Below are 17,955 nucleotides of genomic sequence, written 5' to 3'. Positions count from 1 at the left end.
ATGTTTCAGCGGGACTTCGGCTTTTTGGTATCCAGCCGCCGCAGATGGCACGTCACTTCCTCGCGGTCGTGGTACAGCTGCTTGCAACCGATCTCGACCTGGATACCCCGGGCCTTGAAACCCTCGACAATGCGCTCGAGCAGGCGTTTCACCTCGGCATAACGCTGTTTCATAGGCAGCTTGAGGTTGACCACAGCCTCGCGGCAATGCCCTTCGCCAATCCACTCCTCCAGCATCGCCGCGTTGCGCGCGGGCTTTTCGACGATGTCGCAGACCATCCAATCCACCGGCTGCTTGGGCTTGAACGTGAAGCCGTCCGCCATCAAGTGCTGCACCAGGCCGGTATCCATCAGGCTTTCGGCCATCGGGCCGTTGTCGATGGCCGTCACCAGCATGCCGCGGTTGACCAGTTGCCAGGTCCAACCGCCCGGCGCGGCGCCGAGGTCCACGCCCGGCATGTCACTGTGCAGGCGCTCGTCCCACTGGTCCCGGGGGATGAAATGGTGCCAGGCTTCTTCGAGCTTGAGGGTGGAGCGGCTTGGCGCCTCCCGGGGGAACTTGAGGCGCGGGATGCCCATCGGCCACATTGCCGAGTTATCCGCGTCCGCCAGGCCCAGGAAGACTTCGCGGCCACTCTTGAAGGTCAGCAGCAGGCGCGGCTTGCGCGGATCGTCCACCAACTTGCCGGCCCCGCTCAACGCCTTGCGCAGCGGGCCTTCGAATTTCTTGCAGAAGTTCGACAGTTCCTTGCCGTCATTGGTGTCGACCACCTCCAGCCACAAGCTGCCACAGACCGGGAAGCCGCTCATGTGGGCCAGGATGACGCTGATACGGTCGGTTTCCGGCAAGTCAATGAACGTGCCCCGCGCCCACTGGCGCGGGAAAATCAGCTCGGCAAAACGCTGCCCACGCATCAGCCGTTCGGCGCCGTCCTCTTGCGTGCAGACAAATTCGGCGCAGGCGCTGGCCGGCTTGGCCTTGGCATAGCCGGCCACGTTGAGCCGAGCCGCATGTTCGGCGATCTCGGAACAGACCTCGCCTTCGAAGCCCGGCCGGCAGTGCATAAAAAGCGTGTTCATTGAAACTCCGTAGCAAAGCCTGTCACGAAAACCGCCGCATGATAGCGGAGTTCGGAACCGCGAACCTTGCAATAGAGTCCAGTGATTAGTCATACGCTTAAAACAGGGCTAGGTTAAAGGCTCTGTCCGTTCCGTCAGTCCGTAGCCGTGCGGACTCAAAGGAGTGATTTCAATGCCGTCCCTCGATAGCCTGAAAACCCTTAAAACACTGCAAGTCGACGCCAGGACCTACCACTATTTCAGCCTGCCGGATGCCGCCCGAAGCCTGGGCGACCTCGACAAACTGCCCATGTCCTTGAAGGTGCTGCTGGAAAACCTGCTGCGCTGGGAAGATGAAAAAACCGTCACCGGCGCCGACCTCAAGGCCCTGGCCGGTTGGCTCAAGGAGCGCCGCTCCGACCGCGAGATCCAATACCGCCCCGCACGGGTGCTGATGCAAGATTTCACCGGCGTGCCCGCCGTAGTCGACCTGGCCGCCATGCGCGCCGCTGTGGAAAAGGCCGGCGGCGACCCCCAGCGGATCAACCCGCTGTCCCCCGTGGACTTGGTGATCGACCACTCGGTGATGGTGGACAAGTTCGCCAGCAGCCAGGCGTTCGAGCAGAACGTCGACATCGAAATGCAGCGCAACGGCGAACGCTACGCCTTCCTGCGCTGGGGCCAGAGCGCCTTCGACAACTTCAGCGTGGTGCCGCCGGGCACCGGCATCTGTCACCAGGTCAACCTCGAATACCTGGGGCGCACCGTGTGGACCAAAGAAGAGGACGGCCGCACCTACGCCTTCCCGGACACCCTGGTGGGCACCGCCTCCCACACCACCATGATCAATGGCCTCGGCGTACTGGGCTGGGGCGTCGGGGGGATCGAGGCGGAAGCAGCGATGCTGGGTCAACCGGTGTCGATGCTGATTCCCGAAGTCGTTGGCTTCAAACTCGTCGGCAAGCTGCGCGAAGGCATCACCGCCACCGACCTGGTGCTGACCGTCACGCAGATGCTGCGCAAGAAAGGCGTGGTGGGCAAATTCGTCGAGTTCTATGGCGACGGTCTGGCCGACCTGCCCTTGGCCGACCGCGCCACCATCGCCAACATGGCCCCGGAATACGGCGCCACCTGCGGGTTCTTCCCGGTGGACGAGGTGACCCTGGACTACCTGCGCCTGTCCGGGCGTCCGGCTGACACCGTGAAGCTGGTGGAGGCCTATTGCAAGGCCCAGGGCCTGTGGCGTCTGCCCGGCCAGGAACCGGTGTTCACCGACACGCTGGAACTGGACATCGGCAGCGTCTAGGCCAGCCTCGCCGGCCCTAAACGCCCTCCGGCCCGGGTCTCGCTGCCGAATGTCGGCCAGGCCGTCAGCGACTTCCTGGGGTTGCAGGTCAAACCCACCAGTAAGGAAGAAGGCCGCCTGGAAAGGGAAGGCGGCGGTGGCGTCGCGGTGGGCAACGCCGACCAGGTAGGCGAAGCCGAGTACGAATACGAAGGCCACACCCATCGCCTGAAAAACGGCGCGGTGGTGATTGCTGCGATCACCTCGTGCACCAACACCTCCAACCCCAGCGTCATGATGGCCGCCGGGCTGCTGGCGAAAAAAGCCGTGGAAAAAGGCTTGGTTCGCAAGCCTTGGGTCAAGAGCTCCCTGGCGCCGGGCTCCAAGGTGGTCACCGATTACTACAACGCGGCCGGCCTGACCGAATACTTGGATAAACTCGGTTTCGACCTGGTGGGCTATGGTTGCACCACCTGCATCGGCAACTCCGGGCCGTTGCCGGACCCCATCGAAAAAGCCATTCAGAAAGCCGATCTCACCGTGGCCTCGGTCTTGTCGGGCAACCGCAACTTCGAAGGTCGAGTGCATCCACTGGTGAAGACCAACTGGCTGGCCTCACCGCCATTGGTGGTCGCCTATGCCCTGGCCGGCACGGTGCGCATCGACATCAGTAGCGAGCCGCTGGGCAACGACCGGGACGGCAAACCGGTGTACCTGCGGGACATCTGGCCCAGCAGCCAGGAAGTCGCCGCCGCCGTGGCCCAGGTCAACACCAGCATGTTCCACAAGGAATACGCCGCCGTGTTTGCCGGTGACGAGCAATGGCAGGCCATCGAGGTGCCGCAAGCGGCCACCTATGTCTGGCAGGACGACTCGACCTATATCCAGCATCCACCGTTCTTCGACGACATCGGCGGGCCGCCACCGGCGGTCAGGAACGTCGAGGGCGCCCGAGTGCTCGCCCTGCTGGGGGACTCGGTGACCACCGACCACATCTCCCCGGCCGGTAACATCAAGGCCGACAGCCCGGCCGGTCGTTACCTGCGCGAACAGGGCGTGGAGCCACGGGACTTCAACTCCTACGGTTCACGGCGTGGCAACCATCAGGTGATGATGCGTGGCACCTTCGCCAACATCCGCATCCGCAACGAAATGCTCGACGGCGAAGAAGGCGGCAATACGATCTACATTCCCAATGGCGAACGCATGCCGATCTACGACGCCGCCATGCTGTACCAGGCCGCGGGCACGCCGCTGGTGGTGATAGCCGGCCAGGAATATGGCACCGGTTCGAGCCGGGACTGGGCGGCCAAGGGCACCAACCTGCTGGGGGTCAAGGCGGTGATCGCAGAGAGTTTCGAGCGCATCCATCGCTCCAACCTGGTGGGCATGGGCGTGCTGCCGTTGCAGTTCAAGCTCGACCAGAACCGCAAGAGCCTGAACCTCACGGGCAAGGAAACCCTGGACATCCTCGGCCTCAATGACGTCGAACTGACGCCGCGCATGAACCTGCCCCTGGTCATCACCCGGGAGGATGGCAGCCAGGAGCGAATCGAAGTGTTGTGTCGGATCGATACCTTGAATGAAGTGGAATATTTCAAGGCCGGCGGGATTCTTCACTATGTCTTGCGACAATTGATTGCTGCTTGAAAAAACCGCCTCCATGGCGAATACAAGCCTGGACAAGGACCTGTGGGAGCGAGCTTGCTCGCGATAGGGGCAGTTCAGTCAACATTGATGTTGGCTGATCCACCGCCATCGCGAGCAAGCTCGCTCCCACAGGTTTTATAACTGACTGACTGCTATTTAACAGGCACTGTTTTTGGATCAGCCCGCCTATAATCCCGCCAGCACCCACACAACCGCGCCAGCCAACCGCCAGCCCTTCCTGCGCATGAATCTGCATGGACACAAATGTGCTCTTTGCGCGACACAGTGGCGTCGAAGACCCGACGGCCGCCCTCGCCCAGAGTTCTCCCGCTAAAAGGATGTTGTATGCCCGCTCTATCCTGGCTTCACCTGGCCCTTCTTTCCACCGGCTATGGCTTGGCGCTGCTCTACGGCCAGTTGGCCTGGACCGCGGTCATCTCGGTGGCGCTGCTGCTGTTCGCCGGGTATGCGGTTCGCCAGCAACAAACACCGGTTGGCCAGTTTCTCGGGCATGCGCTGTTCATTGTCATGGCCCTGGCATTGGCCCTGCACTGGATGCCTGGCTTCTTCAACGGCCGGGCCATCGCACCCCAGCGTTTGACTGATGACGCCGTGCCGTTTGCCATGTACCTGAACCAGGACAAGCCGCTGATCGGTTTCTGGCTATTGCTGGCCTGCCCCTGGATCGTCGGCCGGCGCTCACTGCGCCTGTCCGTCCAGGCCACGGCGCTGGGCCTGGGGCTGAGCGCGGTGCTGGCCCTCGGCGGGGCCGTGCTGCTGGGCATGGTCCATTGGGCGCCGAAGTGGCCGGATCACGCCTGGTTGTGGACCGCTAATAATCTTTTATTGGTCACGATCGTGGAGGAAGCGCTGTTTCGTGGCTACATTCAGGGGGGCTTGAGTCGACGCTTCAAACATCTGGCCCAGGGCGACAACCTGGCGCTGCTCCTGGCCTCGCTGCTGTTCGGCCTGGTGCACGCCGGCGCGGGCTGGCAATGGGTGCTGTTGTCAGGCCTGGCGGGCGTCGGTTACGGCCTGGCGTATCGTTTTGGTGGCCTGGGCGCGGCGGTCGCCACGCATTTTCTGCTCAACCTGCTTCATTTCGCCCTCTTTACCTACCCGATGCTGGCGTGATAGCGACAGGCAAAAATAACTTCAACTAAAACCTGACAACGCCGACAACCTTTCAAAGCCTTGCGGATCTACACACCATGCGTAACAACCACCCCGTCACACACCGCGAAAGGACCTTCCCGGCCCAGCAACGATTGATTTCCACCACCGACACCAAAGGTGTGATCACTTACTGCAACGATGCTTTCGTTGAAGTCAGCGGGTATTCGAAGGAAGAACTGATTCGTGCGCCGCACAATCTCGTGCGCCATCCCGATGTCCCCTCCGCCGTGTTCGCGCACATGTGGGGCACACTGAAACAAGGCTTGCCATGGATGGGCATCGTCAAGAATCGCTGCAAGAACGGTGACCATTACTGGGTCAACGCCTATGTCACGCCCGTGTTCGAGGGCAATCAGGTGGTCGGCTACGAGTCGGTGCGGGTCAAGCCCACCGCTGAGCAGATCGGCCGCGCCGAAGCCCTCTATCAACGCATCAACCAGGGCAAGTCCGCAGTGCCGGGCAGCGACAAGTGGTTGCCGATACTGCAGGACTGGCTGCCGTTCATCCTGGTCAGCCAGCTGGGCTTCGTCGTCGGCGCGTTTCTGAATTCTTCCTGGGGCTTTGCCCTGGCCGCCCTGCTGTCGGTGCCCTTGGGGCTGATGGGACTGCAATGGCAGCAACGCGGGATCAAGCGCCTCCTGCGCCTGGCTGAACAAACCACCTCCGACCCGCTGATCGCCCGGATGTACACCGACAGCCGCGGCGTCCAGGCACGCCTGGAGATGTCGATCCTCAGCCAGCAAGCGCGCCTGAAAACCTGCCTGACCCGCCTGCAGGACACCGCCGAGCACCTCAACGACCAGGCTCGCCAGTCCAATACCCTGGCCCACGACAGCTCCAGCGGCCTGGAACGTCAGCGGGTGGAGACCGAACAGGTCGCCACGGCCGTCAACCAGATGGCAGCAACGACCCAGGAGGTCGCCAGCCACGTGCAGCGCACCGCCGATGCCACCCAGGAAGCCAATCGCCTGACCAGCCGCGGCCGCGACATCGCCGGGGAAACCCGCGATGCCATCGAGCGGCTATCGGTGGTGGTGGGTGAGACCGGTCAAACCGTCACCCAACTGGCCAAGGACAGCGACGAGATCGGTGGCGTGGTCGACGTGATCAAAGGCATCGCCGACCAGACCAACCTGCTAGCCCTCAACGCGGCCATCGAAGCGGCCCGTGCCGGCGAGATGGGCCGCGGCTTTGCCGTGGTGGCCGACGAGGTAAGGCAACTGGCGCAACGCACCAGCGAATCCACCGGGCAGATCCACGCGCTGATCGCCAAGCTCCAGCAGACCGCCACCAACGCCGTGCAAACCATGGACGCCGGCCACCGCCAGGCCGAAGAAGGCGTGGCGCGGGTCATGGAAGCGGACCAGGCGCTGGTGGGCATCAGCGAAGCCGTGGCGCATATCACGGACATGACCACCCAGATCGCCGCCGCCACCGAGGAACAAAGCTCAGTGGCCGAGGAGATCAGCCGCAACATCAGCAATATCTCGGAACTGGCCGATCAGACTTCGGGACAGGCCCACAGCTCGGCGCTGCTCAGCGAAGAGCTGACCCGCACGGCCAATACGCAGTATTCGTTGGTGGAGCGGTTCAACCGCTGACTTCGATTGGCAAACTAAAAACCCGGACAGTGAAAGCTTCCGGGTTTTTTATTGCCTGGAAGATCGCCTTCGCGAGCAGGCTCGCTCCCACAGGAGTTCCAGGTTGTTCATTGAAATGCATTCCAATTGTGGGAGCGAGCCTGCTCGCGAAGAGGCCCGCCCGGGCACCATCAATCTTGGGACAGAAAACTGGCCACTCCCTGCGCCGCCGCCTCCAGATGCTGCTCATGACTAAACCCCGAAACCTTCAGCGGCTTGAGGTCATGATCCCCCGCCCCCAACCACAACACCTCGATGCTCGGTGACAAGGCGTAGCCCTGCACCGCCTCCCGATTACCCAACGCATCCCGCTCGCCCTGGACGATCAAGGTGCGGGTCTTCAATGCCGCCAAGTGCTCGACCCGCGGTTTCTCCGGCTTGCCCACCGCGTAGAAGGGATAGCCCAGGCATACCAGCGCATCGGCGCCCAGCTCATCGGCCAGCAGGCTCGCCATGCGCCCCCCCATGGACTTGCCGCCAATGGCCAGCCGCCCAGCGACATAAGGCCGCACCTTGGCGTACACCTCTCGCCAGCATTCGAGCAGCTTGGGCGCTGGGTTCGGTGGACGCTTGCCGCCATCCTGACGCCGCTGGGCCATGTAGGGAAACTCGAAGCGCAACACGTTGACGCCTTGTGCGGCAAGGCGTGCGGCCATTTCCTCCATGAAGCCGCTGTCCATCGGCGCTCCGGCACCGTGGGCCAGGATCAGGGTCGGTGGTTCGGCGCACACCCCGGGCCGCGCGGCCGTCCACAACCAGCCATGTTGCTCCACGCACCGCGCCCATTGATCCCCGTCAATACTGGCCTTGTGCTGTTTGTCCATGCTTGCCTCGCTTTTAGTCTGCCTATAACTCCAGGCGAAGAACGCCGCACTGCCTTGCGCAGGCGCTCACTTCGGCTGAACCGTGGATGGGGAACCATGAACACTTCTATCAGTACCGCCTACAACTACAAGGTGGTCCGCCAATTCGCCATTATGACGGTGGTGTGGGGCATCGTCGGCATGGGGCTCGGGGTTTTTCTCGCGGCCCAATTGGTCTGGCCACAGCTCAACTTCGATTTGCCCTGGACCAGCTTCGGCCGCCTGCGCCCGCTGCACACCAACGCGGTGATCTTCGCCTTCGGCGGCTGCGCGTTGTTTGCCAGTTCGTTCTACTCGGTGCAACGCACCTGCCAGACCCAGCTGTTTGCGCCGAAAATCGCCGCGTTCTGCTTCTGGGGCTGGCAACTGGTGATCCTGCTGGCGGCCATCAGCCTGCCGCTGGGCTACACCAGTTCCAAGGAGTACGCCGAGCTGGAATGGCCGATCGACATCCTGATCACCGTCGTCTGGGTCGCCTACGCCATCGTGTTCTTCGGCACCGTGGCCAAGCGCAACACCAAGCACATCTATGTCGGTAACTGGTTCTTCGGCGGGTTCATCCTGACCGTGGCGATCCTGCACATCGTCAACAACCTGGAACTGCCGGTGAGCTTCACCAAATCCTACTCGGTGTACGCCGGGGCCACGGATGCGATGGTGCAATGGTGGTACGGGCACAACGCCGTAGGCGTTTTCCTCACCGCAGGCTTCCTGGGGATGATGTATTACTTCGTGCCGAAGCAGGCCGAACGCCCGGTGTATTCCTATCGCCTGTCCATCGTCCACTTCTGGGCGCTGATCACCCTGTACATCTGGGCCGGCCCGCACCACCTGCACTACACCGCCCTGCCAGACTGGGCACAGTCCCTGGGCATGGTGATGTCGCTGATCCTGTTGGCACCGAGCTGGGGCGGCATGATCAACGGCATGATGACTCTCTCGGGCGCCTGGCATAAGTTGCGCAGCGACCCGATCCTGCGGTTCCTGGTCGTGTCCCTGGCGTTCTACGGCATGTCGACCTTCGAAGGTCCGATGATGGCGATCAAGACCGTCAACGCCCTCTCCCACTACACCGACTGGACCATCGGCCATGTGCATGCCGGCGCGCTCGGCTGGGTGGCGATGATTTCCATCGGCGCGCTGTACCACATGATCCCGAAAGTCTTCGGCCGGCCACAGATGCACAGCATCGGCCTGATCAACGCGCACTTCTGGCTCGCGACCATCGGCACCGTGCTCTACATCGCCTCGATGTGGGTCAACGGCATCGCCCAGGGCCTGATGTGGCGGGCGGTGAACGAGGACGGCACGCTCACCTATTCCTTCGTCGAAACCCTGGTGGCCAGCCACCCAGGCTTCGTCGTGCGGTTGGCGGGCGGGGCGATCTTCCTCATCGGCATGCTGCTGATGGCCTACAACACCTGGCGCACCGTGCGGGCCTACCAGCCTGCCGAAGCCGCCGCTGCCGCGCAGATGGCCTGAGGAGTCCGCCATGAAACACGAAACAATCGAAAAAAACGTCGGCCTGCTGATGCTGCTGATGGTCCTGGCCGTGAGCATTGGCGGCCTGACCCAGATCGTGCCGCTGTTCTTCCAGGACGTGACCAACAAGCCGGTGGACGGCATGAAGCCCTACACCGCCCTGCAACTGGAAGGCCGCGACATCTACATCCGTGAAGGCTGCGTCGGCTGCCACTCGCAGATGATCCGTCCGTTCCGCGCCGAGACCGAGCGCTACGGCCACTACTCCGTCGCTGGCGAAAGTGTCTGGGATCACCCGTTCCTGTGGGGTTCCAAGCGTACCGGGCCGGACCTGGCACGGGTCGGCGCGCGCTACTCCGATGATTGGCACCGCGCCCACTTGTACAACCCGCGCAACGTAGTGCCGGAGTCGAAAATGCCGGCCTACCCCTGGCTGGTGGCCCAGGCGGTGGACAGCAGCCACACCGAAGGCAAGCTGCGCGCCATGCGCACCCTCGGCGTGCCGTACACCGACGACGACATCGCAGGCAGCGTGGCCTCGCTCAAGGGCAAGACCGAAATGGACGCGCTGGTGGCCTACCTGCAAGTGCTCGGCACTGCCATCAAGAGCAAGAGGTGAGCCTGATGTTCTTTGAAATGAGCACTGGAATGATCCGTGGGCTGGGCACCGTCGTGGTGTTCATCGCCTTCATCGGCCTGATCCTGTGGGTGTTCAGCAGCAAGCGCGGACCGGAGTTCGCCCAGGCGCGCCTGCTGCCGTTCGCCGACGAGCCACCCGCCGACCTCACCCCCCAAGACCCTGCGACAAGGAGTACCCGGCCATGACCACCTTCTGGAGTACGTGGATCTGCGTACTGACCCTCGGCAGCCTCATCGGCCTGACCTGGCTGCTGATCGGCACCCGCAAGGGCGAGACCAAGGGCAGCGTCGACCAGACCATGGGCCACAGCTTCGACGTCATCGAGGAATACGACAACCCACTGCCGCAGTGGTGGTTCCTGTTGTTCGCCGGCACCCTGGTGTTTTCCGTCGGTTACCTGGTTCTCTACCCAGGCCTGGGCAACTGGAAAGGCATCTTGCCCGGGTACGAGAACGGCTGGACCGGCGCCCATGAATGGGAAAAGGAAATGGCCAAGGCCGACGCCAAGTTCGGGCCGATCTTCGCCAAGTTCGCTGCCATGCCCGTGGAAGAAGTCGCCAAGGACCCACAGGCCTTGAAGATGGGTGGCCGCCTGTTCGCCTCCAACTGCTCGGTCTGCCACGGCTCGGACGCCAAGGGTGCCTTCGGCTTCCCGAACCTCGCCGACAGCAACTGGCGCTGGGGCGGCGCCGCCGAGACCATCAAGGCGACCATCATGGGCGGGCGCATGGCGGCGATGCCGGCCTGGGGCGAAGTGCTGGGGGAGTCCGGGGTCAAGAACGTGGCCGCCTATGTTCGCCACGACCTGGCCGGCCTGCCTTTGCCAGCGGACAGCGGTGCCGACCTGCAAGCCGGCCAGCAGGCCTTCAACACCACCTGCGTTGCCTGCCACGGCGCCAACGGCCAGGGCACCGAAGCCATGGGGGCGCCGAACCTGACGCAACCGGCCGGCTTCATCTACGGCACCAGCCTGACCCAGTTGCAGCAGACCATTCGCCACGGACGCCAAGGCCACATGCCGGCACAGAATGAGTTGCTGGGCAATGACAAGGTGCAACTGCTCGCGGCTTACGTCTACAGCCTGTCCCAGGGTGTCGGCACCGAGCGCCTGCAAGCGGAACACAAAAGCGAATAAATCCTGACCACACGAACAGCCGCATTCATCTGGATGCGGCTGTTCCGTGCCCCTGCGCGACTCATTGTCGCACCCTCCCATGGTCTTTCTTTCGGTTCCCCTGAATCAGGTCTAAGCTTGCCTTTGCGTGCGCTGGCGACTGCCGGTTTCAGGTCGATCCGACCCGATGCGTTCGACAATCGTTCGACAAAAAGGCCGCAAAGGCAGGTGAATACCGGCTGTTGCGACAGTTGCCTGGCATCACCCGAACGCCGTGTTCGAACACACCCCGTTACAACCGACCTGACCCCCTCGCCTCTTTCCTTCGTTGCGACATTTTGCCGAGGGCCAATTTTGTCCCTACACCGAACATGGAAAGGCCGCAGAATCAGCTTTGGAAAGCATTGACCCAGGTCATGGCGCGTTGCAATGACCCCCCGCTTTCTCCATACTTGCGACCGATTTTTATCCTAATAAAACACCCAAACCGTGGAACCTTAGAATGAGCACAGCAATCAGTCCGACTGCTTATAACTATAAGGTAGTCCGCCAGTTCGCCATCATGACGGTGGTCTGGGGGATCCTTGGCATGGGGCTCGGTGTCTTCATCGCCTCGCAACTGGTCTGGCCGGAGTTGAACTTCGATCTGCCATGGACGACATTTGGACGCCTGCGCCCGCTGCACACCAACCTGGGGATCTTCGCCTTCGTTGGTTGTGCGTTGTTTGCCACTTCTTACTACGTCGTGCAGCGAACCTGCCAAACGCGACTGATTTCCGACAGCCTCGCCGCCTTCACCTTCTGGGGTTGGCAAGCGGTGATCGTCGGCGCGATCGTGACCTTGCCAATGGGTTTCACCACTACCAAGGAATACGCGGAACTGGAATGGCCACTGGCTATCCTGCTGGCGATCGTCTGGGTGACCTACGGTTTGGTGTTCTTCGGCACCATCGTCAAGCGCAAGACCAAGCACATCTACGTCGGTAACTGGTTCTACGGTGCCTTCATCGTCGTGACCGCCATGCTGCACATCGTCAACCACGCCTCCCTGCCGGTCAGCTTCTTCAAGTCGTACTCGGCCTACTCGGGTGCGACCGACGCGATGATCCAGTGGTGGTACGGCCACAACGCCGTGGGGTTCTTCCTGACCACCGGCTTCTTGGGGATGATGTACTACTTCGTGCCGAAACAGGCCGAGCGTCCGATCTATTCCTATCGCCTGTCCATCGTCCACTTCTGGGCGCTGATCACCCTGTACATCTGGGCCGGCCCGCACCACCTGCACTACACCGCACTGCCAGACTGGGCACAATCCCTGGGCATGGCGATGTCGATCATCCTGCTGGCGCCAAGCTGGGGCGGCATGATCAACGGCATGATGACCCTGTCGGGTGCCTGGCATAAATTGCGCACCGACCCGATCCTGCGCTTCCTGGTCGTCTCGCTGGCGTTCTACGGCATGTCGACCTTCGAAGGCCCGATGATGGCCATCAAGACCGTCAACTCCCTGAGCCACTACACCGACTGGACCATCGGCCACGTACACGCCGGTGCACTCGGTTGGGTTGCGATGATTTCCATCGGCGCCATCTACCACATGATCCCGAAACTGTTCGGTCGTGCGCAGATGCACAGCACCGGCCTGATCAACGCGCACTTCTGGCTCGCGACCATCGGCACCGTGCTCTACATCGCCTCGATGTGGGTCAACGGCATCACCCAAGGCCTGATGTGGCGTGCGATCAACGACGACGGCACCCTGACCTATTCGTTCGTCGAAGCGCTGCAAGCCAGCCACCCTGGCTTCATCGTGCGTGCCCTGGGCGGCGCGTTCTTCGCCAGCGGCATGCTGTTCATGGCCTACAACGTGTACCGCACCGTTCGTGCCTCTGACCCGGCTGAAGCTGAAGCCGCCGCCAAGATCGCCGTAGTTGGAGCTCACTGATGAAGCACGAAGCAGTAGAGAAGAATATCGGCCTGCTGGCCTTCTTCATGGTCATCGCCGTGAGCATCGGCGGCCTGACCCAGATCGTTCCGCTGTTCTTCCAGGACGTGACCAACAAGCCGGTCGAAGGCATGAAGCCGCGTACCGCCCTTGAACTGGAAGGTCGTGACATCTATATCGCCAACGGCTGTGTCGGCTGCCACTCGCAGATGATCCGTCCGTTCCGCGCCGAGACCGAACGCTACGGCCACTACTCCGTTGCCGGCGAAAGCGTCTGGGACCACCCGTTCCTGTGGGGCTCCAAGCGTACCGGCCCGGACCTGGCCCGCGTTGGCGGCCGCTACTCCGACGACTGGCAGCGTGCGCACTTGTACACCCCGCGCAACGTGGTGCCTGAGTCGAAAATGCCGGCCTACCCGTTCCTCGTAGAAAACAAGCTCGACGGCAAAGACTCCGCCAAGAAAATGGAAGTCCTGCGTGCCTTGGGCGTGCCTTACACCGATGAAGACATCGCCGGTGCCAGGGATGCCGTCAAGGGCAAGACTGAAATGGACGCGCTGGTGGCCTATCTGCAAGGCCTGGGCACCATCATCAAAAGCAAACGGTGATTTAGATGGATATCGGGATGATTCGTGGCCTGGGCACCGTCGTCGTGATGGTGGCCTTCATCGGCCTGGCGCTGTGGGTATTCAGCCCCAAGCGCAAGTCGGAGTTTGACGACGCGACCTTGCTGCCGTTCGCGGATGATCCCGAAGCCATCAAGCACGTCGAGCAAGCTTCTAGGAGTAACAAAGAATGACTACATTCTGGAGTCTGTACGTCACAGTCCTCAGCCTGGGAACGATCTTCGCCCTGACCTGGCTGCTGCTGTCGACCCGCAAGGGCCAGCGCAGCGAAGCCACCGAAGAGACGGTTGGCCACTCCTTCGACGGGATCGAGGAGTACGACAACCCGCTGCCGAAATGGTGGTTCATGCTGTTCGTGGGCACCATCATTTTCGCCCTCGGTTACCTGGTGCTCTACCCTGGCCTGGGCAACTGGAAAGGCCTGCTGCCAGGCTATAACTACCTGGACACCGAAAAGCAGACCGCCTTCGCCAACGGCCAGACCGGCTGGACAGGCGTTCATGAGTGGGAAAAGGAAATGGCGCGCTCGGACGCCAAGTTCGGTCCGATCTTCGCCAAGTTCGCCTCCATGCCGATCGAAGAAGTCGCCAAGGACCCGCAAGCCCTGAAGATGGGTGGCCGCCTGTTCGCCTCCAACTGCTCGGTTTGCCACGGTTCCGACGCCAAGGGTGCCTACGGCTTCCCGAACCTGACCGACGCCGACTGGCGCTGGGGCGGTGAGCCGGAAACCAGCAAGACCACCATCATGGGTGGCCGTCACGCCGTGATGCCGGGCTGGGCTGCCGTGGTGGGCGAACAAGGCGTGGCCGATGTGGCCGCCTACCTGGTGACCGGCCTGCTCGGTCGCAAGCTGCCCGAAGGCGCCAAGGCCGATCCGGCCAACGGCCAGAAACTGTTCGCGGCCAACTGCGTGGCCTGCCACGGTCCTGCCGGCAAGGGCACGCCCGCCATGGGCGCACCTGACCTGACGCATCCAGCGGGGTTCATCTACGGTTCGAGCTTCGCTCAACTGCAGCAGACCATCCGCTACGGTCGCCAGGGCCAGATGCCGGCCCAGGCCGACCTGCAAGGCAACGACAAGGTCCACCTGCTGGCGGCCTATGTCTACAGCCTGTCTCACGGCGAAAAGGCTCCGGCCGCTGACGCCCAGTAAGACAAGTCGCTGATACACGAAAGGCCCCGCCAATCCGATTGGCGGGGCCTTTTTGTTACAGCAGAAAAAACCTGGGCAAAGCTGTTGCGCTTGCGGCCTATCCATACCAGTAGTAACGTGCCTACATTCGAACTAAACATGAGGGCACGCCCATGTCCATCACCACCCTCTCCAGCCGTGAATTCAACCACGACACAAGTGGTGCCAAAAAAGCCACCCGCGAAGGGCCGGTGATCATCACCGACCGTGGCAAGCCGGCCCATGTGCTGCTAAGCATTGAGGAGTACCAGAAACTGACCGGCCTCGGCACCAGCATTGTCGAGCTGCTGGTCATGCCCGATGCGCCGGACATCGACTTCGAGACCGAGCGCGCCGTCATCACGCCTCGCTCGGTGGACCTGTCCTGAATGTTTCTACTCGATACCAACGTCATTTCCGAACTGCGCAAATCCCAGGCAGACAAGAACGTCCAGGCCTGGGCGCGCAGCGTTCCCGCGCCCAGCCTGTACGTTTCGGCGATTACCGTATTGGAACTGGAAACCGGCGTGCTGCGCTTCGAACGCAAGGACCCGACGCAAGGCAGCCGCTTGCGGGCCTGGCTGGATGATCATGTGCTGCCGGCCTTTGCTGGCAGGATCCTGGCCGTGGACCGTGCCGTCGCGCTGCGCTGCGCTCGCCTGCATGTGCCTGACCGCAGCAATGAATGTGATGCATTGATTGCCGCGACCGCGCTGGTCCATGGGTTGACCGTGGTGACCCGCAACGTGAGTGATTTCCAGAGCTGCGGCGTGGCGGTGCTCAATCCTTGGTCAGATCCATCCTGAGACTTCATGCGGTCCTGTGGCGAGGGGATTTATCCCCGCTGGGCTGCGAAGCAGCCCCAAAAGGCTGATCGCATCAATCTGACACACCGTGGTGACAGGCTTCAGGACTGCTTCGCAGCCCAACGGGGATAAATCCCCTCGCCACAAAGCGCAGGTTTATGCCTGATCGAAGTATTTGCTTGCACTGACGGCGAGTTTTCCAACCTACCAATTTGCCTGTCCGGCTCCCTTTCGTTTTTCTCCAACGCCATCGACTGTCTATAGTCAATTGATCTGGATCATGACTTGTTACATCCGCTACACCATTCGACCCAGACGCCCAACGCGACCAAAGGTCGCACCCTTGAGCCAGAGCGACAGGCGTATCATTGCGCCACTGCAACACCCTTTCTGACCGAGGTCGGCACGTACTGGCCCCGGCACTTTTCCACTGCCGTGGGATGCAATTGATGAGCAACCAGATTCCGGTACATGACGTTACCCCGCCTGCCAAGGACGCTAACAAAAGCGTCGACCTGTATGCCTCTCGGGAAAAAATCTACACCCGCGCCTTCACCGGCCTGTTTCGCAACCTGCGGATGGTGGGCGGAGCGCTCCTGTTCCTGCTGTATTTCGGTACGGTCTGGTTGAACTGGGGCGGCCATCAGGCCGTCTGGTGGAACCTGCCGGAACGCAAATTCTTCATTTTCGGGGCGACGTTCTGGCCCCAGGATTTCATCCTGCTTTCCGGGATGCTGATCATTGCCGCGTTTGGCCTGTTCTTCATCACGGTCTATGCCGGACGGGTGTGGTGCGGCTATACCTGTCCACAAAGCGTGTGGACCTGGATCTTCATGTGGTGCGAAAAAGTCACCGAAGGTGACCGCAACCAGCGCATCAAGCTCGACAAGGCGCCCATGGGTGCCAACAAATTCCTGCGCAAGTTCGCCAAGCACAGCCTGTGGCTGCTGATCGGTTTCGTCACCGGTGTGACCTTCGTCGGTTACTTCACGCCGATCCGCGAACTGGTGTTCGAGTTCTTTACCGGCCAGGCCGATGGCTGGTCGTATTTCTGGATCGGCTTCTTCACTCTCGCCACCTACGGCAACGCCGGCTGGCTGCGTGAACAGGTGTGCATCTATATGTGCCCTTACGCGCGTTTCCAAAGCGTGATGTTCGACAAGGACACCTTGATCGTGTCCTACGACCCGCGTCGTGGTGAAAGCCGTGGCCCGCGCAAGAAGGGCGTGGACTACAAGGCCCTGGGTCTTGGCGACTGCATCGACTGCACCATGTGCGTCCAGGTCTGCCCCACCGGCATCGACATCCGCGACGGCCTGCAGGTCGAGTGCATCGGCTGCGCGGCCTGCATCGACGCCTGCGACAACATCATGGACAAAATGGATTATCCCCGCGGCCTGATCAGCTACACCACCGAACACAACCTCTCGGGGCAGAAAACCAATAAACTGCGCCCACGCCTGATCGGTTATGCGCTGGTGTTGCTGACGATGATCAGCCTGCTGGCGGCGGCGTTCTTCATGCGCTCGCTGGTGGGGTTCGATGTCAGCAAGGATCGCGTGCTGTACCGTGAAAACGCCGAAGGCCGGATCGAGAACGTCTACAGCCTGAAGATCATGAACAAAGACCAACGCGACCATACGTACGTCCTGGACGCCGTTGGCCTGCCCGACCTCAAGCTGCAAGGTCGCCGGGAAATCAAGGTCGCGGCCGGCGAGATCTACAGCCAGCCGGTCGAGCTGTCCAGCGCACCGGAACAACTGCCATCGAGCGCCAACGAGGTGACGTTCATCCTCAAGGACGCCGATGACGAAAGCGTACATATCGAAGCCAAGAGCCGGTTCATCGGCCCACAAACTCGTTGAGAGAAATGAACATGCCTGCAGCAACTGCCACCAGCCCTTGGTACAAGCACCTCTGGCCGTGGATCATCATTGCGATCCTGAGCTGTTCGGTGACACTGAGCCTGACGATGGTGACCATTGCGGTGAACCACCCCGACAACTTGGTCAATGACAACTATTACGAAGCCGGCAAGGGCATCAACCGCTCGCTGGAGCGCGAATTGCTGGCCCAGACCCTGCAACTGCATGCCAATGTGCAACTGGATGACGTGACCGGCGAAGTCAACCTGCGCCTGAACGGCGACAGCCGTCCCCAGACCCTGGAACTGAGCCTGATCTCGCCGACCCAACCGGAGAAGGACCGCAAGATCGTCCTGACCCGCAACGACAGTGCGCCGGGGCGCTACGTCGGCCAGTTGACGGACAAGATCGAAGGCCGGCGCTTTGTCGAATTGCTGGGGATGGAGCACGACAAGACCTGGCGCCTGTTCGAAGAAGAGCAGATCAACCACGACCAGGCCATCCTGCTGGGCGATGAACCGCTGCAAGGCGCTGAAGACCTGAAAAAATAAGCTGCTGTTGTGGCGAGGGAGCTTGCTCCCGCTGGGCTGCGAAGCGGCCCTGAAGCCTGAGTCCCGGCGCTATCAGGCTCCAT

The 17,955-nt window shown here is 61.8% G+C and carries 16 protein-coding genes and 1 pseudogene; 15 read left to right on the top strand and 2 right to left on the bottom strand.

Annotation, left to right across the window (positions count from 1 at the left end; all coding sequences use genetic code 11):
* Positions 1 to 5: 5 nt before the first annotated feature.
* The gene (gene rlmM, locus HGO40_RS08900; RefSeq protein WP_250962689.1) at positions 6 to 1,079 is read right to left on the bottom strand and encodes a 23S rRNA (cytidine(2498)-2'-O)-methyltransferase RlmM; all 1,074 of its coding nucleotides are present in this window, start codon (positions 1,077 to 1,079) and stop codon (positions 6 to 8) included.
* A gap of 172 nt (positions 1,080 to 1,251) precedes the next feature.
* On the opposite strand from rlmM, the pseudogene acnA reads away from it, so the two are divergent.
* The 3 genes and pseudogenes from acnA to HGO40_RS08885 all read left to right on the top strand — a co-directional run bounded on the left by acnA (position 1,252) and on the right by HGO40_RS08885 (position 6,770).
* Positions 1,252 to 3,993, top strand: a pseudogene (gene acnA / locus HGO40_RS08895) (aconitate hydratase AcnA).
* 345 nt (positions 3,994 to 4,338) lie between these two features.
* Positions 4,339 to 5,127: a CPBP family intramembrane glutamic endopeptidase gene (locus HGO40_RS08890; protein ID WP_250962688.1), complete on the top strand. Its 789-nt coding sequence runs from the start codon at positions 4,339 to 4,341 to the stop codon at positions 5,125 to 5,127.
* Positions 5,128 to 5,204: 77 nt separating this feature from the next.
* On the top strand, positions 5,205 to 6,770 hold the full coding sequence (locus tag HGO40_RS08885) for a methyl-accepting chemotaxis protein (protein WP_250962687.1): 1,566 nt from the start codon (positions 5,205 to 5,207) through the stop codon (positions 6,768 to 6,770).
* Positions 6,771 to 6,940: 170 nt separating this feature from the next.
* On the opposite strand, the gene HGO40_RS08880 is transcribed toward HGO40_RS08885, so the two are convergent.
* Entirely contained in the window at positions 6,941 to 7,633 is a 693-nt protein-coding gene (locus HGO40_RS08880; protein ID WP_250962686.1) for an alpha/beta family hydrolase, read from the bottom strand.
* A 96-nt stretch (positions 7,634 to 7,729) separates the two neighbouring features.
* On the opposite strand from HGO40_RS08880, the gene ccoN (HGO40_RS08875) reads away from it, so the two are divergent.
* The 12 genes from ccoN (HGO40_RS08875) to HGO40_RS08820 all read left to right on the top strand — a co-directional run bounded on the left by ccoN (HGO40_RS08875) (position 7,730) and on the right by HGO40_RS08820 (position 17,872).
* Positions 7,730 to 9,154 (top strand): cytochrome-c oxidase, cbb3-type subunit I, encoded by a 1,425-nt coding sequence (ccoN, locus tag HGO40_RS08875; protein WP_250962685.1) that lies wholly within the window; start codon positions 7,730 to 7,732, stop codon positions 9,152 to 9,154.
* 10 nt (positions 9,155 to 9,164) lie between these two features.
* Positions 9,165 to 9,773 carry a cytochrome-c oxidase, cbb3-type subunit II gene (gene ccoO, locus HGO40_RS08870; protein WP_053120686.1) on the top strand — a complete coding sequence of 203 codons (609 nt, stop codon included), beginning with the start codon at positions 9,165 to 9,167 and terminating at the stop codon, positions 9,771 to 9,773.
* A gap of 5 nt (positions 9,774 to 9,778) precedes the next feature.
* Entirely contained in the window at positions 9,779 to 9,979 is a 201-nt protein-coding gene (locus HGO40_RS08865) for a cbb3-type cytochrome oxidase subunit 3 (protein WP_186705243.1), read from the top strand.
* Positions 9,976 to 10,929: a cytochrome-c oxidase, cbb3-type subunit III gene (gene ccoP / locus HGO40_RS08860; RefSeq protein ID WP_250962684.1), complete on the top strand. Its 954-nt coding sequence runs from the start codon at positions 9,976 to 9,978 to the stop codon at positions 10,927 to 10,929. Before HGO40_RS08865 ends, ccoP (HGO40_RS08860) begins: the two co-directional genes overlap by 4 nt.
* 481 nt (positions 10,930 to 11,410) lie before the next feature.
* A complete protein-coding gene (gene ccoN / locus HGO40_RS08855) occupies positions 11,411 to 12,853 on the top strand; it encodes a cytochrome-c oxidase, cbb3-type subunit I (RefSeq protein WP_250962683.1) in 1,443 nt (480 codons plus the stop codon).
* On the top strand, positions 12,853 to 13,461 hold the full coding sequence (gene ccoO / locus HGO40_RS08850) for a cytochrome-c oxidase, cbb3-type subunit II (protein WP_250962682.1): 609 nt from the start codon (positions 12,853 to 12,855) through the stop codon (positions 13,459 to 13,461). The genes ccoN (HGO40_RS08855) and ccoO (HGO40_RS08850) overlap by 1 nt, the downstream gene beginning before the upstream one ends.
* Before the next feature lie 5 nt (positions 13,462 to 13,466).
* Positions 13,467 to 13,652 carry a CcoQ/FixQ family Cbb3-type cytochrome c oxidase assembly chaperone gene (locus HGO40_RS08845; protein ID WP_003183474.1) on the top strand — a complete coding sequence of 62 codons (186 nt, stop codon included), beginning with the start codon at positions 13,467 to 13,469 and terminating at the stop codon, positions 13,650 to 13,652.
* Entirely contained in the window at positions 13,649 to 14,632 is a 984-nt protein-coding gene (ccoP, locus tag HGO40_RS08840) for a cytochrome-c oxidase, cbb3-type subunit III (RefSeq protein ID WP_250962681.1), read from the top strand. The genes HGO40_RS08845 and ccoP (HGO40_RS08840) overlap by 4 nt, the downstream gene beginning before the upstream one ends.
* 152 nt (positions 14,633 to 14,784) lie before the next feature.
* Positions 14,785 to 15,039, top strand: a complete 255-nt coding sequence (locus HGO40_RS08835) for a type II toxin-antitoxin system Phd/YefM family antitoxin (RefSeq protein ID WP_250962680.1) — start codon at positions 14,785 to 14,787, stop codon at positions 15,037 to 15,039.
* Positions 15,040 to 15,456 carry a type II toxin-antitoxin system VapC family toxin gene (locus HGO40_RS08830; protein ID WP_250962679.1) on the top strand — a complete coding sequence of 139 codons (417 nt, stop codon included), beginning with the start codon at positions 15,040 to 15,042 and terminating at the stop codon, positions 15,454 to 15,456. It begins immediately after the preceding gene.
* Positions 15,457 to 15,905: 449 nt separating this feature from the next.
* A complete protein-coding gene (gene ccoG / locus HGO40_RS08825; RefSeq protein ID WP_250962678.1) occupies positions 15,906 to 17,321 on the top strand; it encodes a cytochrome c oxidase accessory protein CcoG in 1,416 nt (471 codons plus the stop codon).
* A gap of 11 nt (positions 17,322 to 17,332) precedes the next feature.
* On the top strand, positions 17,333 to 17,872 hold the full coding sequence (locus tag HGO40_RS08820) for a FixH family protein (protein ID WP_250962677.1): 540 nt from the start codon (positions 17,333 to 17,335) through the stop codon (positions 17,870 to 17,872).
* Positions 17,873 to 17,955 lie beyond the last annotated feature (83 nt).

The sequence above is a fragment of the Pseudomonas sp. CG7 genome, assembly GCF_023701885.1.
GTDB classification, from domain to species: domain Bacteria; phylum Pseudomonadota; class Gammaproteobacteria; order Pseudomonadales; family Pseudomonadaceae; genus Aquipseudomonas; species Aquipseudomonas zanjanensis.
This window is presented reverse-complemented; position numbering and strand designations above follow the sequence as displayed.